Raw genomic sequence first — 15,783 nt, forward strand, 5'->3', positions numbered from 1 at the left:
CTTATTTTGTAATCTTTCGGGCCGTTATAAGAAACCTGTCTCAGCCAGGCTTTCACTTCATATCTTTACTCTTCCCTTGCCCTTAAAAAGGCGGGTTCACGGCTGCCGAACAGACCGCCCGGCCTATAGATCAGGCTCAGGATCAAAACCAGGGCCATTACTATCTCACCCACGCCGTAAACATCCCAGGCCTCTTCCAGGGGGCGGAAGGCCTCGGTGAGCATGGAAAAAACAATCGCAGTCAACACAGAGCCCGTGATGCTGCCGTTTCCGCCCACCACCACCATGACCACTATGTTAAAGGCCATGATAAGGGAAAAAGACCCCGGTGTTATGGCTGTGATCAAATGGGCCCACAGGCCTCCGGCCACACCGGCGAAAAAGGCCCCGATGGCAAGGGACATGACCCTGGTCCTGAAGAGATTCACCCCCAGGCACTGGGCGGCCATCTCATCTTCCCTGACCGCCAGCATGCTCCTGCCCAAAGAAGAAAACTTAAGCTTCCAGGCGCAGAATATGGTCACGCAGACCAGGGGATAGACCCACCAGAGGTTGGTCAGGTCCTCCAGGCCGTTTAAGCCCAGAGGCCCCCTGGTGACCGTGTCCCAGTTGGTGATCAGAACCTGCACGATAATCAGAAAACCCATGGTGGCCACAGCCAGGTAATGCCCCTTAAGGCGCAGAACCGCCGCCCCTATCACCAGGGCCACCAGGGCGGCCATAAGCCCGCCGACCAGCATGGCAGGCAGAAAAGGCAGGGTGAGGCCGCCCAACCAGGCCGGGAGATCCGGCAGGAACATGGATTTTTTCATAACCGGCATGCACAAAATGGCGGTCACATAGCCGCCAATGGCCATGAAGGCGGGATGCCCCAGGCTGAACAGGCCGGTAAAGCCGTTGGTTATATTCAGGCTCACAGCCAGGATAATATAAATACCCGCGAAATTGGCCAGGGAAAGGGCATAGTCATCCAAAGTGGCGCGGAAAAGCGCCACCAGGGCCAATCCGGCCAGGCCTGCCACCACAAATACGGCCTGGTTTTTCTTTGTTGTTGTCATGCCCTGTCCTCCATCTTGGATCCCAGCAACCCGTTAGGCAAAACCAGGAGAATAACTATCAGAAGCCCAAACACGAACGCATCCCTGAAGGCAGAGTAGATCGGCGGCAGGAGCCCTACAAAAAGCACCTCGGCCAGCCCCAGTAAAATTCCGCCGAGCATGGCGCCGGAAAGGGAGGTGACCCCGCCGATGACCGCGGCCACAAAGGCCTTGAGGCCGGGCACAAAACCCATCAGCGGATCGATCTGGCCGAATTTTCCACCCCACATAAGGCCTGCTATGGCGGCGAGTGAGCTTCCCAGGGCAAAGGTGGCCAAAATGGTCTTGTTTATGCGAATGCCCATCAGCCTGGCCACATCGAGATTCTCGGCAGTGGCCCGCATGGCCATGCCCAATTTGGTGCGGTTGACCAGAAAAAACAAAACCGCCATCAAGATAAAGGCCGAAATCATGATAACCAGATCGATCACCCTGAAACTCACCGGCCCCAGGTTGAGCAGGGTCTGAAGATAATCCGGAAAGCTGAAATTTCTGGGCTGGGCGGTGAGAAAAAGGATGCCCAGATTCTGCAGCATGATCGAGACGCCGAGTGAGGCGATAAAACCGGTCACCTGGGGAGCGCCGCGCATGGGACGGAAGGCCCCGCGCTCGATTATCACCCCCACAAAACCGCCAACCGATAGCACGGCCAGGGCCACCAGCAAAAAGGGCACCCCGTCGAGCTGCATAAGTCCCAGGGTGGCGAAAGCGCCGATCATTACCACATCGCCGTGGGCAAAATTGATCAGGCGGATAATGCTGTAGATCATGGAAAAGCCCACTGCCACAAGGGCGTACATGGAACCCAGGATCAGCCCGTTTACCAATTGTTGCAGGACATAACCCAGATCCATTATTCACCCCCCAGATAGGCCCTGCGAACCTTTTCATCACGGGCCAGCTCATCGCTGGGGCCGGAGAGGGTCACCTGGCCGTTTTCCAATACATAGGCGCGGTTGGCCAGTTTAAGGGCCATTACCGCGTTTTGTTCCACAAGCAATACGGTGACTCCCTGGGAGTTGATCTCAGCCAACATGTCGAATATAAATTCCACCACCAAAGGCGCCAGGCCCAGGGAAGGCTCGTCCAGGATAAGCAGCCTGGGCCGGGTCATCAGCGCCCTGCCCACGGCCAGCATGGCCTGTTCACCGCCGGAGAGACTGCCTGCGGCCTGGTTGGCCCGTTCGCCTAAAATGGGGAACATATGACAGACTCTTTCGTGATCATACTCTATCTGCTTCTTGTCGTTGCGCAGATAGGCCCCCACCATGAGGTTTTCCCTCACGCTCAACTGGGCAAACACCCCCCTGCCCTCCGGACAGTGGGCAATGCCCCGGGCCACGATATCCTCGGCCTGGGCTCCAGATATGTCCCAGGGCGGATCGTCTTTTTCCGGGGTATAGATAATAGAACCATTTTTAGGGGTTAAAAGGCCGGATATGGTGCGCAAAGTGGTGGTCTTGCCTGCACCGTTGGCCCCGATCAGGGCCACTATCTCACCGCGGCCCACTTCAAGGCTCACACCCTTAAGCACATAGGTCTGACCCCGGTAAACGTGTATATCATTAAGCTTTAGCATATTCTCAGTCCGTGGAAGAGCCAAGGTAGGCCTTAATGACCTCCGGATTGTTCCGCACTTCTTGGGGGCTGCCCTGTGTCAGCACACTGCCCTGGTTTATCACCTGAATCCGCTCACAGATTCCCATGATAACCTTCATGTCGTGCTCCACCAGGAAGATGGTCAGGCCGAATTTACCGTGGATCAAATTAATTATTCCGGTGAGTTCTTCGGTTTCATGGGGGTTCATTCCGGCCGCCGGCTCATCCAACAGTAAAAGCTTGGGCCGGGCCGCCAATGCCCGAGCTATTTCCACCTTGCGCATAAGGCCATAAGGCAAGTTCCCGGCCGGGGTGTGCCTGTGCTCGAGCAGGTTTAAAATTTCCAGATACTCCAAGGCCTTTTCAGTCATCTCCTTTTCTGATGCCTTGTAACCGGCCAGATTGAAAAGAGTTTTGAAAAGGCCTTTGCCCGAATGCATGTGAAAGGCGGTCTTTATGTTATCCAGAACGCTCAGATCATTGAAAAGGCGTATATTCTGAAACGTGCGCGAAATGCCGGAGAAGGCGTTTTGATCCGGCCTTTGGCCTGTTATGTCCTTTCCGCAAAAGCAGATGGAACCACCTGAGGGGCAAAGCACCCCGGAAAGCAGGTTAAAGACAGTGGTCTTGCCCGCTCCGTTGGGGCCAATGAGCCCCATAAGTTCACCAGGGGCGATCTCAACCGAATAATCCGAAAGCGCCAGCAGCCCGCCAAAACGCTTTTCCAGCCCTTCCACCTTGAGCAGCGGGCCTGTTGCAAGGTTTTTGTTTTGCTCCGGGCCGCTCATGGTTTCATCTGTCCAGTATATTGATAATGGTTTTCAGGCACTATTACTCCTTAGCTGATTCCGCTTTTAAGGCTCCCCAACCTTTTTTTTCGCAAATAAGGGGTTTTTGCTTGATATCATATCCAACAGAGCGTTTAAAAAGCCATACTTGCCTTTTCAAACTGTGAGGTTGCTGAAAATGAACTCGGCAACCCGATCCTTTCGCTTGCTTTTCAAGTCTGCGTCAGGGGCCTTCACCTGCGCCCCCTAAAAAGGCGAAAACATCGTGCCGGTCTGTTCATGGCCCGCTTGGCGGAGAGACTCAGACCCCCTACTAACATAAAAAAATTATTAAACTTGTACGATTTCACCCAGCCCCCGCCCGTGACCATATAAATGATTAACGGGCACTTTTGCAGCCCAATTGTTTTGTTTTATTGTTTAATCAAGTTTTTGGTATTACAGCGGAGACTGTCTTTGCCAGTTCCACTACGATCTTGGCGTATTTTTTCTCCATTTGCGGCAATGAAATTATCGAAGTTGAAAAATCAAAGCTCAGCCCGCCTAAAATCTGGTTGGAATGCGGGCTTTTCAAGGGCGCGCCCAGGGCTATCAGCCCGGGTATATACTCTTCATTGTTAAGGGAATAACCTCTTTTCCTGGTAAGGGCCAGCTCGGCCAAAAGCTCGGCCTTATCTGTGATGGTGCGTCCGGTTTTTTTATCCAGGGTCATCTCAGCCAAGAGTTCTTCTTGTTTTTCCCTTGGTAAAAAGGCAAAGGCAGCCTTGCCGGTTGCCAGGTAGTGCATTTTTCTGGCCTTGGTAAAGTGCCTAAACGCCATGGTTTCCTTTGATTCCCTGCGATAAACCAAATAGATGCATTGGCCATGTAAAAGCCCCACATCCACGTGGGCGCCGTAACGCAGGTGCGCCTCGTCCACCAGGGGTTTGACACACTCCACCAGATCCGAACCCTGTAAAAAGGCATGAGCCAGGGCCGTGGTGCGAGGCCCCAAGCGGATCATCTTGGTTCTGGGGTCTTTTCTGAGATATCCCAAATCTTCGTAGGTATTTACATAGCGGTAGACAGAAGTCTTATTTATGCCTGTCCTTTTGGATATCTCGGTCAGGCTGAAGCCGTTGTGAGCCTCGTTAAAGAGATGCAGAATTCTGAGCCCTTTTTCCAGGGTCTCGGAATAGTGTTTTTTGCTGGTTGGGGCCAAGTAACCTCTTTGTTTACAGGCTGTTAACGCCGTGTGAATGGTTATGTTTCTGACTAGGCTATTTGTTCCTCTGAGAGAAATCATATTTCCCTTGGAGGAAAATAGCAAAAAGTCCATTGCCCTGTCAAGAAAATTAGGAACATTAACCGGCCCAAAATGCTACGCATCCCATAATAGGTCTAGAACAAAAACTAACTTGGGCACGAGCAAAACAACGATTTTTCGATGAAACGCTATAAAAATCCCACTTTGGCACAAAAAAGACCAAAGTGGGAATTCTGAAGACCGGCGAAATTTGGCGAGAGACGTTCATTGCTCAAAAGCGGGTCTCTTGGCAATAAAACCTCGGATAAAGGAAGACGCCGCATCCGTTTAGGCGACACCCCCCACCAGCCTGCCCCAAATGGTGGATAATGCGCACAAACAAAAGCGGCGTCCGCCTGATTCCTTTTCATTACCTAGGTCCTGGGCTTAAAAGCTTGGCCCCCTCGAACCAATTTCCATCATCCAAGCCCTGCGAGCACTATAGATGTTTCCATGCTTAGGTCCTATCCGGGAAAGTACTGATTTCTACAGAAAATAAACCGTAGAGCACAAAAAAATGCCTGTGAATTTAATTCATTCTACTTTTTATGGTGATAATTAAGGAAAAAATCAGAACTCGAGGCTGGTGAGCCCCTTGCCCAAGGCATATTTGGTTAAACCGGCCACGCTTCTGATGCCCAACTTATCCATTATTTTACCGCGGTGGGTTTCCACTGTTTTAACACTCACAATGAGCGCCTCTGCAATCTGTTTATTGGTGTTGCCCTCAGCTATAAGTTGCAGAACTTCCCTTTCCCTGGGAGTTAATTTTACTTTTTTAGTATTATGCAAAGAGTCCTTAGTTTTACCGATTTCTTTACTGTCTGATTCATTTATCTGCTCAGTAGTTTCCAGACAAGTCAGCCCCTCGCGCAAGGCATATTTGGTTAAACCGGCAACAGTTCTGATGCCCAGTTTATCCATTATCTTTTTGCGATGGGTGTCAACTGTCTTAACTGCCACAATAAGGGTCTCGGCAATTTGGTTATTGGTTTTACCATCGGTTATAAGTCTAAGTACTTCTTTCTCCCTAGGCGTCAATTCAACCTTTTTATTACCAGGTAAATCCCCGCTGCCTATACCTATTACTTTACTATCTACTACTTCAAGTAATTTAGGACAAAGATATGTATATCCTTGGGCTACATTTTTTATACATTTTTCAAACTCGGAAAAAGAGCAGTCTTTCAGAATATAGCCTTTGGCCCCGTTTCTGAACATCTGCTCCACCTGTCCGGGGTCTGAATGCATCGACAAACCTATTACAGATATCTTACTGTTATTTTTAACTATTTCCCTAGTGGCATCTATGCCGTTCATATTTGGCATACTTATATCCATAAGCACTATGGAGGGTTTAATTTCCAGTGCCAATTTGACTGCACTGCGACCATCCGCCGCTTCACCCACCACCTTAAAGCCATTAATATACTCAAGGGCCGACTTCAGGCCAAAGCGAAACAACTCATGATCATCAACTAGCAATATTGTGACATTCAAACCAACTTCACCGTTACTTTCAAAGAAATTTACATGTTCAATTTTATAATTTATATATAAAATAAACAGGGAGTACAATAATATATTTTAAAAAAGACAAATTAGAAGACAGTATCATTTTTTAAATTTGAAACTCAATATATCGAATTACATGACAGATAAGGCCTTATTACGTTCAAAAACTCGCTGTAAAATAAAAGTTTTTTAAGCCATGAGTAAAACCGGGATCCAGAAGTAAAAGAGTGAGCAGTTATTAAAAAATGATAAATAGCCTGTTTGAGAAGCAAACACACAAGAAACCCCGCCGCAGCCGGATTTAAGCTCAGACATCTCACCTTTACGGGACAGTACTAAAAGCTGTTTACGGATTCACCAAAGGCACTATGTGGGCCTATGGTGGGCAGGCAATTATTCCGGCCTTACCGGCCATTCGGCACCCTTACTCCCGTTCCTCTTAAAATTCTTACTATTTGTCTTTTATCTTAAAAATAAAGGACAATTAAACAAGTGGAACCAATTATGCGCGGGTTGACCTTGCAAAACAGGCCTTAATTGGAAATAGTTCAATGGAAAACCTTTTGATACCAATCAAAGGCCTTAAAGGGCCACGGCCTTTTGGACGGCCTGTTACTTGCCGAACTCTTTTTAAAAAGGAGGGGAAATGGTTGAAAAGGTCATCATCATGGGCGCGGCGGGCCGTGATTTTCACAATTTCAACGTGTATTTCAAGGACAACCCACGTTACCGGGTGATCGCCTTCACCGCGGCACAAATTCCAGCCATAGAAAACCGCACCTATCCACCGGAACTCTCCGGCAAGCTTTATCCTCAGGGCGTGCCGATCCACCCGGAAGAGGAGTTGGTCTCTCTGATAAAAGGCCACAAGGTTGACCTGGTAGCCATGTCATACAGCGATCTGCCCCATATTGAGGTGATGCACAAGGCATCTTTGGCCATGGCCCATGGAGCGGACTTCATTCTGATCGGAGCCACCTACACCATGCTCAAGTCCAGCAAACCGGTGGTGGCGGTCTGCGCAGTGCGTACAGGCTGCGGCAAGTCCCAGACCACGCGGAAGGTTTGTAAGATATTAAAAAAACAAGGCAGGAAAGTGGTGGCGGTGCGGCATCCCATGCCCTATGGTGACCTCTTGAAACAGGTTATGCAGAGGTTTTCCTGCCTGGAAGATTTGAAAACCCATAACTGCACCATAGAAGAACAGGAAGAGTATGAACCTCTTATCGAGGCCGGGATAACGGTCTTTGCCGGTGTGGATTATGGGGAAATCCTCTTGGCGGCGGAGAAGGAAGCCGATGTGATTGTCTGGGACGGAGGGAATAACGACACGCCCTTTTACAGGCCGGATATGCATGTAGTGCTCTTGGACCCCCACCGCCCTGGGCATGAACTTAACTATTATCCGGGAGAGACCAACCTGATAATGGCCCAGGCCGCCATCATTAACAAAATAGACACCGCTGATGCAAAAAATGTGGAGCAGGTTAGGCAAAACATCCTTCAGGCTGCGCCTAAGGCCCGAATTATTCTGGCCAAGAGCCCTTTTCTGGTCCGTGACCCGAGCCTGATCACCGGCAAGAGGGTTCTGGTTGTTGAAGACGGCCCCACCCTCACTCATGGCGGCATGGCCCACGGAGCCGGGCTGGCCGCGGCCAGTGCCCATGGGGCAGCCGAGATAGTGGATCCCAGGCCTTTTGCCCAAGGTTCCATAAAACAGGCTTTCTGTGATTACCCCCACATGGGGCCGGTCACCCCTGCCCTGGGTTACAGTGCCGGTCAGATAGAGGATCTGGAAAAAACCATTACCCTGGCCGAGTGTGATCTGGTGCTTTTTGCCACTCCGATTCAGCTGACCAGGGTTCTTTCCCTTAACAAACCGGCCATGCGGGTGCGCTATGAATACCAGGACGCAGGCGAACCCACCCTTGAAGAGGTTATGAGAGAAACATTGCCGGATCTTTTCTCAAAACAAGGATGAAAATGACCCCGGATTCCCCCAAAAAAGTACTATTGGTGGCCTTGGGCGGTAACGCCCTGATCAAAAAAGGCCAAAAAGGCACTTTAAGCGAACAGTTTGCCAATCTGCGGGAGCCCATGCAGCAAATAGCCCGGCTTTCCCGCCAATACCGCCTGATCATCACCCATGGCAACGGCCCCCAGGTTGGGGACCTGTTACTGCGCCAGGAAGCCCTGCCTGAACTGAGTCACCACCCCTTGGAAATCCTGGTGGCCCAGACCCAAGGCTGGTTGGGTTACATGATTGAATCAACCTTGGACGGTGAGCTGACCCGATTGGGTGTAGATCTCAAGAGTTCTCTGGTGAGCCTCTTAAGTTATGTGGTTGTGGATGAAAACGATTCGGCCTTTAAAAACCCCACCAAGCCAATCGGCCCGGTTTTGACTCCAGAACAGGTTAAACGCGCAGATTATCCGGTAACCCAGACAGCCAAAGGCCCCCGTCGAGTGGTGGCCTCACCCAAGCCCATTACAATTGTTGAAAAAAGAGAAATCAAAACCCTTATCCGCAATGGTTTCATTGTGATCTGCTGCGGGGGCGGAGGCATTCCCGTAGTGCGGGAAGGCAGGGGATTCGCTGGAGTGGATGCGGTGATAGACAAAGACCTGGCCAGCGCCAAACTGGCTGAAGATGTAGGCGTTGATATTTTTTGCATTGCCACGGACGTGCCCGGACTGGCCCTGGATTACGGCACGCCCAAGGAGCGCTTCCTGGATGAGGTCAGCAAGAAAGAAGCCTATGACTACCTGAAAACAGGGCAGTTTCCCCCGGGTAGTATGGGGCCCAAGGTCGAGGCATGCATAAAGGTTCTGGAAAACGGCGGCCAAAGGACCTTTATCTGCTCAACAGATGAGATCACAAAAGCGCTTGATCAAAAAGCTGGAACTCATTTCAGCCTTTAAGATCTATCCACTGGCCGTCGGGCTCCAGTGGCCCGAAACAACCTACCAAGGGCCTGGAGTGCGTGGCGGCCCCTGCAAGATCACACTTTTTTCATGGTGCCTGTTCTTTAAAAACAAACAAAGGCCTGATTTCAAGACAGCAGAAAAGCGCTCTCAAAAATTTACCTTAGTTGGTAATTGGTAATTCTGATAAACATTACCTTACAGATGCTTTTGCTGTTTGATTATTTATTAAACAATCACTCTTTTATCGCAACGCACGACTATTTGCCCATAGGCGAAGAAAGACAAATCGTAAAACATCATGATCAAGTATGCCCACTGGCAGGACTGATTTGATTCTCGGTACATAAACAGATAAAACCACCCATAAATACCCAGGAAAACCGATGGGTAACAGGGAATAATTCCTCCATTGCGTAACGTCAGGAAACTAACGACAAATGAAGCTTGTAAAGCCAACCCTCACAGAGATAAAAGACTGGCTACTGCTTGCCGGGGAAGTTGAACCGCTTTTTGGCCCCATGGTCGATGACCCAAATTTTTCTGATGCCTTAAGGCAAGCATTTGACAAGGGAACCGCCCTTTCAGCCAAGAGCCCGGAACCGGAAAACGCCTTGGCCGGGGGAGTGGTGGTCGACCCTTCTGAAAATGAAATCGCCTGGCTGGCGGTTGCCAAAGCCCGGCAGAGACAGGGAGTGGGAGATCTTCTGCTGAAAGGCGGCCTGGATCTTTTAAGCCGAACCAGACCGGTTAAAGTGGTTACCTTTGCGCCGGGGCCCGGGCAGGCTGAGGCAGCCCTCGGCCTCTACCGGAAACACGGTTTTATATTTCATTCCCATAGCGGCCTGAACCCCGCCGGCTTGGCCGTGCAGACCCTGGTCAGACCGGTGGCTCAAGCTCAAAGGCCATAAAAAAACGGCCCTCCCCCCAAAGGGGCCAGGGCCGTTTTCGATAAAAACCCGATTATTTCCTTAGCTTTGCCACGCCTCTGGCAACTGTGACCACAAAATCCTGCACATTGGTCAAAATGGCGCTGGCAGACAATGATCCCCGGTTGGCCAGCTTGCTGGCGGCAAATTCGCTCATATCCACGTTGTATAAATAAACCGGTCTCACCTGTCCTTTTTTATCAACCTGATAGGAAGGGGCCATATTGCCGGTGGCAATGGTATGGAGCTGTGTGGCAAGGGTCATGATAGTGGTGCCTTTACGCACCAAAGAGCGCATCTTATCTTGAGCCTGGTAAACATCGGCCACAACCTCGGGCAAGGGACCGTCATCCCTTATGGAGCCGGCCAGAACAAAGGGAACCTTCTTCTCAACCGCCTTTTTCATGAGCCCGTCTGTGATCAAGCCCGTTTCAACGGCCTTTTCTATGGAACCGACCCGCCTTATTTTATTAATCGTCTCCAGGTGGTGATAATGGCCTAAATGAACGGATTTTTTACTGTAAATCTCAAGGCCCAGGGCAGTTGAAAAGACAGATCCCTCCAGGTCGTGGGTGGCCAGGGCGTTGCCGGCTAAAAGTGCGTGCACATAGCCCTTGTCCACCAGATCCACCATGGCTTCCCTGGCGTCTGCGTCAAAGACCACGGCAGGGCCCAACACCCAGACCACGAATCCGTTTTTGCGTTCATAATCAAGCAGTTGATAAAGTTGATCATAATCTATGGAAAAGGAGGATTCCCTGGTTACCTGGGTGCGGAAGGCAAACAACTCTTCGCTCTCGTCCGGAACCTTAAAGCCTTCGGTATAGACGAAAATACCGTCTTCGCCCCTTTCGGTGCGCCCCACGGCGACCATGTCACCGGGCATGAGCGATCTGAACTCCCTGACTTCCAGGGTGTTGTCCGATTTTTTAACCACCACGCAATCCATGCGGGATTCGGTGAGCAGAGTCCAGTTGTCCGAAGCCAGTTTCAGGTATTCGGGGAAAATACTGGTGGCATGGAAATTATCCGGCGCCACACCCGGCTTAATAACCTCTTCAAACCTGGCAATAGGGGCGTTTTTCAGGTTTGCTTTGTTAAAATCAGGCGGATAAAAGTCTGGCAGTTTAAAGTTCATGTCACTTTCCCCCTTCGAGAAGGCTTTTGTTTTTCAGGGCGCCTATTAGGTCTATTGTCATGGACCTTTCGAAGTCCGCTTTTTAATTATGCCGGTTTAAGCACAATTGACAATGTATTCAATCTGAGCCCTTGACATTCCAATCAATAATAAGGACAAATATAACACATACTAGGACTCACAACGGCCAAGGAGTTGATTATGAAGGCACCTCATATCCAGACAGTTCTTCCGGGACCCAAGGCAAGCGAACAGATCAAAGCAGATAAAGCTTTTGTTTCCCCATCCTATACCCGCGCCTATCCTCTGGTGGTGGACAAGGCCCAGGGGCTGGTGATCCAGGATGTGGACGGCAACCGCTTTCTGGACTTTACCGCAGGCATTGCGGTGACCACCACAGGGCATTGCCATCCCAAGGTGGTTGAAGCCATTCGTAATCAGGCTGGCCGTTTGCTGCACATGTCGGGCACTGATTTTTACTATGAGCCCCAGATCGACCTGGCTCAGAAACTGGCCACCCTGGCCCCTGGAGACAAACCCAAAAAGGCGTTTTTCTGTAACTCCGGGGCCGAGGCAGTGGAGGCCAGCTTCAAACTGGCCCGCTGGCACACCAGAAGGGAACTTAACATAGCCTTTTATGGAGCCTTTCACGGGCGCACCATGGGGGCGCTTTCCCTCACTGCCAGCAAATCCATTCAGAAAAAACACTATCACCCCTTCGTACCGGGCATAACCCACATTCCCTATGCCTATTGCTACCGCTGCCCCTATAACCTCACCTATCCGGCCTGTGAGCTGGAGTGTGTGCGCTGGATCGAGGAAAACCTCTTCCGCACCACCATGAGCCCGGACCAGATAGGAGCCATCTTTGTGGAGCCTGTCCAGGGCGAGGGAGGTTATGTGGTTCCTCCCAAGGGCTACCTGGAGGCGCTCAGGAAGCTCACCAAGAAATACGGCATCCTTCTGGTTGCGGACGAAGTTCAGTCGGGCATGGGCCGCACAGGCAAGATGTATGCGGTTGAACATGCGGGCGTGGTTCCGGATATCATCGCCATGGCCAAGGGCATTGCCTCGGGGCTTCCCTTGGGCGCCATAGTGGCTCCCACCGAGATCATGGACTGGGAGGCGGGCAGCCATGCCTCCACCTTTGGCGGCAATCCCGTGGCCTGCGCCGCGGCCGTGGCCACCATTGACCTCTTGCAGAACGAACTGATGGAAAACGCGGCCAAGCAAGGCGAGCATCTCAAAAAGGGCCTGTTTGAGATGCAGAAACAAAGGGAGTGCATAGGCGATGTGCGGGGCCTGGGCCTTATGGTCGGCGCCGAAATCGTAAAAGACCGCCACACCAAGGAGCGCGGGTCCGACTGGCGCAATGCCATTGTGCAAAAGGCCTTTGAAAAAGGGCTGTTGCTTTTGGGCTGCGGAGAAAACACCATCCGCTTCTGCCCCGGCTTGGTGGTGAGTTCAGAAGAAATCGACACCTGCCTCAATATCTTGGACGAAGTCATCAAGGAAGTGGCGGGCTAGCACCTTAATCAAGAATTCCATCTATCTTCAAGGCGGCCGTCCCAAAGGGGGCGGCCGCCTTTTAGTTTGCCTGCAAAGGTGTTCCGGGCGCCGCCGCCAATATTAGATACATAAGCCTGATCTGGAATTTCTTTTTATAATTCCCGCTAAACTGAAGCTTCTTTTTTTTTGGGGTGGGGCCGTGAACAAATGCCGATGGCCTTTTTTTATATAACACGCTCCTGACGGGCGATATCCAACTCCATTCTGAGGCGGGCCAATGTTTCATCCTGCGGTTTTAGTTCCATTTTTCCGGGAAATGCCAAGTACTCCCCAGTTACCAGTGATACCGCTTCTATGGTGAATTCCCGGCTATAACGTCTGCGATTCCTGCTTAGTTAACACCTCCAAGCAATTCATATCATGCTTTTTAAGGTGTTCACAGATTCGGGAGGACTTCAAAAGTCTAATCACGAGGCTCAGTCTTGCCCCCAAAATTGCCGCCATGTTTCTCCGAGGGCAACAGCGATTCCGGCGGCACCTTCAAATCGTGCATCATGTAAATCGTATAGCATCTCCTCGCAGGAGCCGGGCGAAAAAATCTGTCCCGATACCTTTGCCATATGCTTTGTAGTAACTTGGTTATGGGCATTTTTCCTCGGTTATCTCGTGCCTGCATCCACGGCACGCATTTAGCAAACAGGGAGGCTAGTTGGGCCTCGATGGCCCAAACAGCAATAGCTTCCCTAAAGATCGCCCTGCAGCGCTCAAACGGGCTCCTTGAACACTACACCTCAAGTCCTCTTTACCTTGAGTTTCTCTCGGCCTGCGTACTGGACAAAACCTGTCTCCTGCCTGCTAGCCCTTTCCCGCCAATCCCCATAATAGCCCCGTTCGGCACGTTGTCTATGATCCGCAGCCGCCGCCTGTTTGTTACGGCCTTTTTAAAGGACGCTGCTAGGGAAAACTCAGATACTGGGGTATCATTAATTTCATGCTTGACTTCTGCCTTCTCAAATAAAATAAATATGGCTTCTGATTCGGAGGGGGAATGACCTGCCCTTCGGCACGTCCGGCAAAGGTTGAAGCACAGCCGGAGTCGGAAGCCAATCCATAAAGCCTTGCCCTTTCCACTTGTTACGGGACACTTCATATCAACAACCCGGTCTGGCAAAGCTTTCTCATTCAGTGATGAGTTGAGGATCTTTCTATAATCTGCCGACGCTCTGTTTCAAGAGAATCTACGAATTGCTCCAACTCTGTACGATAAACAAGAAAATTGAATGACACGCCATCTCTAGAGTAGGCAGAACATTCTTTGAAATTATATGTATCCACAGAGAATACTATTTCAAATAAATCATCCGGTAATTTACCCAAATTTTTTTTCGCTGTTCCCGATTGCGCCTTTCCTGCTTGATGTGTTCAGCTTCCCAGAGAACGTGAGAGCGCTCCTCCTCAAAGGCATGTAGGAGGTGAATAGTAATCCTGAGGTTAGGATCTATCGGTTCCAGATAGTCTGTCTCAGTCGCATCAAGCATTTGCTTGAAAAATTGGACAGGACGAAGCTCTGCGTATTCACTAAAGAAGAAGCCATGTTTTGGCCCCTTGACCCACCAGCCATTGATCCTCTTAAGCACATCTTCGTTTATGATAGGCAGATCTTGCCAAGTAAAGACTAAATCGTAAATAACGCCCTCGTTTTTTTCCCATCTAAGAGAAATATTGAGCCGAAAATCTTCTGAAGCAAGAGTTGCCATTTTTATCACTTCCCATACTAGCTTGTAGCCAGTAATAGACATAACGTGGTCGACTAGCTGTAAGGTCTATTGTTCTAGAAATCAAATCAGCGCTTCCGACAACGGTGTCCCCCATTTTTAAGACAGGTAGACGGCGAAAATAAGGTTGACTTGGCCAGTCATTTTTAAGCCGCCTTTGGCATTGCCCGAAAGTATGCCTCATCCGGGGTGTGGTCTTCCAGTGAGGAATGAGGTCTTTCGGAATTATAGAAAGCAATCCATGTCGCCAACCCCTTTCTCAGCGAGCAGGGATTTGCATATTCGTTGATGTATACGCACTCGTACTTGAGCGACCACCACAGTCGCTCGATGAAAACATTGTCCCTCCAGGCCCCCTTGCCATCCATGGATATCTTGATGTCGTGTTCTTTCAGAAGCCCCGTGAAGGCAAGAGAGGTGAATTGGCTTCCCTGATCTGTGTTGAAGATGTCAGGCGTTCCGTAATCCCTGATGGCGTCCTCCACGGCGGCCAGGCAAAAATCAGTCTCCAGGGTGTTTGACAAGCGCCAGGAGAGGATCTTGCGGGTATGCCAATCCATGACGGCCAGCAAGTGCATGAAGCCCCTGGGCATCGGCAAAAAGGTGATGTCGGCGGCTCAGACCTGGTTGGGTCGGTCAATAGCGAGCCCTCTCGGCAGGTGCGGATAGACCGGGTGTTTCGGGTGTGGCCTGGTGGTTTTGGGCCGGGGATACACAGCCTCCAAACCCATCTTCCTCATCCGGCGGCTGCCGAAAAATGGGGCTTTCAGCCACTGCTCGTCTATCAAGCGCATCAGCTTCAGGTTTAGCGGCGATTCCCCCTTGCCGTGATAATAGAACGATGAACGGGACACCCGCATCAGGGCGCACTGGCGGGTGATGATGAGCCGGCGGTGTTTGGGAGTTATCGTGTCCAACCTCCGAGCGCGGCTCAACGTCCGAAGGCCTTGGCTAAAAAATCCCTCTCCACGGTCAGTTCGCCGATTTTGGCGTGCAACTCCTTTATACGGGCTTCCTGGTCGTCTTGCCGGGGGCTGCGGCCCCCCTTGGCAAAGGTGCCGGCCATACCCGTCCATGGCCTGCTTTTTCCACTTGGTGATCATGGAGGGGTGGACCTCGTAACGTGACGCCAACTCGGCGATCGTCATCTCGCCCCTAATCGCTTCAAGTGCCACCTTGGCCTTGAAAGAGGCGCTGTGGGTTTTACGTTTGGCCATTTGCAT

12 protein-coding genes and 1 pseudogene are annotated in these 15,783 nt (G+C 50.9%); 4 read left to right on the plus strand and 9 right to left on the minus strand.

Annotated features, from left to right (window positions below):
- Window positions 1-65: 65 nt before the first annotated feature.
- The 6 genes from X474_RS17085 to X474_RS17110 form a co-directional block, all read right to left on the minus strand.
- Window positions 66-1,058 (minus strand): branched-chain amino acid ABC transporter permease, encoded by a 993-nt coding sequence (locus tag X474_RS17085; RefSeq protein WP_052515341.1) that lies wholly within the window; start codon window positions 1,056-1,058, stop codon window positions 66-68.
- Window positions 1,055-1,951 (minus strand): branched-chain amino acid ABC transporter permease, encoded by an 897-nt coding sequence (locus X474_RS17090; RefSeq protein ID WP_044350627.1) that lies wholly within the window; start codon window positions 1,949-1,951, stop codon window positions 1,055-1,057. The genes X474_RS17085 and X474_RS17090 overlap by 4 nt, the downstream gene beginning before the upstream one ends.
- Window positions 1,951-2,676: an ABC transporter ATP-binding protein gene (locus tag X474_RS17095; RefSeq protein WP_044350628.1), complete on the minus strand. Its 726-nt coding sequence runs from the start codon at window positions 2,674-2,676 to the stop codon at window positions 1,951-1,953. Before X474_RS17095 ends, X474_RS17090 begins: the two co-directional genes overlap by 1 nt.
- 4 nt (window positions 2,677-2,680) lie before the next feature.
- Complete coding sequence (locus X474_RS17100; protein WP_044350629.1) at window positions 2,681-3,484, minus strand: ABC transporter ATP-binding protein; 804 nt, start codon at window positions 3,482-3,484, stop codon at window positions 2,681-2,683.
- Window positions 3,485-3,908: 424 nt separating this feature from the next.
- On the minus strand, window positions 3,909-4,685 hold the full coding sequence (locus X474_RS17105) for an IclR family transcriptional regulator (protein WP_044350630.1): 777 nt from the start codon (window positions 4,683-4,685) through the stop codon (window positions 3,909-3,911).
- A gap of 654 nt (window positions 4,686-5,339) precedes the next feature.
- Window positions 5,340-6,347: a response regulator transcription factor gene (locus tag X474_RS17110; RefSeq protein WP_082464457.1), complete on the minus strand. Its 1,008-nt coding sequence runs from the start codon at window positions 6,345-6,347 to the stop codon at window positions 5,340-5,342.
- A 583-nt stretch (window positions 6,348-6,930) separates the two neighbouring features.
- Here X474_RS17110 and X474_RS17115 point away from each other — a divergent pair.
- The 3 genes from X474_RS17115 (at window position 6,931) to X474_RS17130 (ending at window position 10,120) form a co-directional block, all read left to right on the plus strand.
- Window positions 6,931-8,265, plus strand: a complete 1,335-nt coding sequence (locus X474_RS17115) for a cyclic 2,3-diphosphoglycerate synthase (protein ID WP_044350631.1) — start codon at window positions 6,931-6,933, stop codon at window positions 8,263-8,265.
- A 2-nt stretch (window positions 8,266-8,267) separates the two neighbouring features.
- Complete coding sequence (locus X474_RS17120) at window positions 8,268-9,206, plus strand: carbamate kinase (RefSeq protein ID WP_044350632.1); 939 nt, start codon at window positions 8,268-8,270, stop codon at window positions 9,204-9,206.
- A 443-nt stretch (window positions 9,207-9,649) separates the two neighbouring features.
- Entirely contained in the window at window positions 9,650-10,120 is a 471-nt protein-coding gene (locus X474_RS17130) for a GNAT family N-acetyltransferase (protein WP_044350634.1), read from the plus strand.
- 52 nt (window positions 10,121-10,172) lie between these two features.
- Here X474_RS17130 and X474_RS17135 read toward each other — a convergent pair whose 3' ends face one another.
- Window positions 10,173-11,276, minus strand: coding sequence for a putative NPN-dependent ornithine cyclodeaminase (locus X474_RS17135; protein WP_044350635.1), 1,104 nt, complete (start codon window positions 11,274-11,276; stop codon window positions 10,173-10,175).
- Between the two features lie 201 nt (window positions 11,277-11,477).
- Between X474_RS17135 and X474_RS17140 the strand changes: the two genes are divergently transcribed.
- Window positions 11,478-12,803: an acetyl ornithine aminotransferase family protein gene (locus tag X474_RS17140; protein WP_044350636.1), complete on the plus strand. Its 1,326-nt coding sequence runs from the start codon at window positions 11,478-11,480 to the stop codon at window positions 12,801-12,803.
- Window positions 12,804-14,128: 1,325 nt separating this feature from the next.
- Here X474_RS17140 and X474_RS17150 read toward each other — a convergent pair.
- The gene (locus X474_RS17150) at window positions 14,129-14,542 is read right to left on the minus strand and encodes a hypothetical protein (RefSeq protein WP_044350639.1); all 414 of its coding nucleotides are present in this window, start codon (window positions 14,540-14,542) and stop codon (window positions 14,129-14,131) included.
- A gap of 164 nt (window positions 14,543-14,706) precedes the next feature.
- Window positions 14,707-15,783, minus strand: a pseudogene (locus X474_RS17155) (IS3 family transposase).

This window comes from Dethiosulfatarculus sandiegensis (assembly GCF_000931935.2).
Lineage (GTDB): Bacteria > Desulfobacterota > Desulfarculia > Desulfarculales > Desulfarculaceae > Dethiosulfatarculus > Dethiosulfatarculus sandiegensis.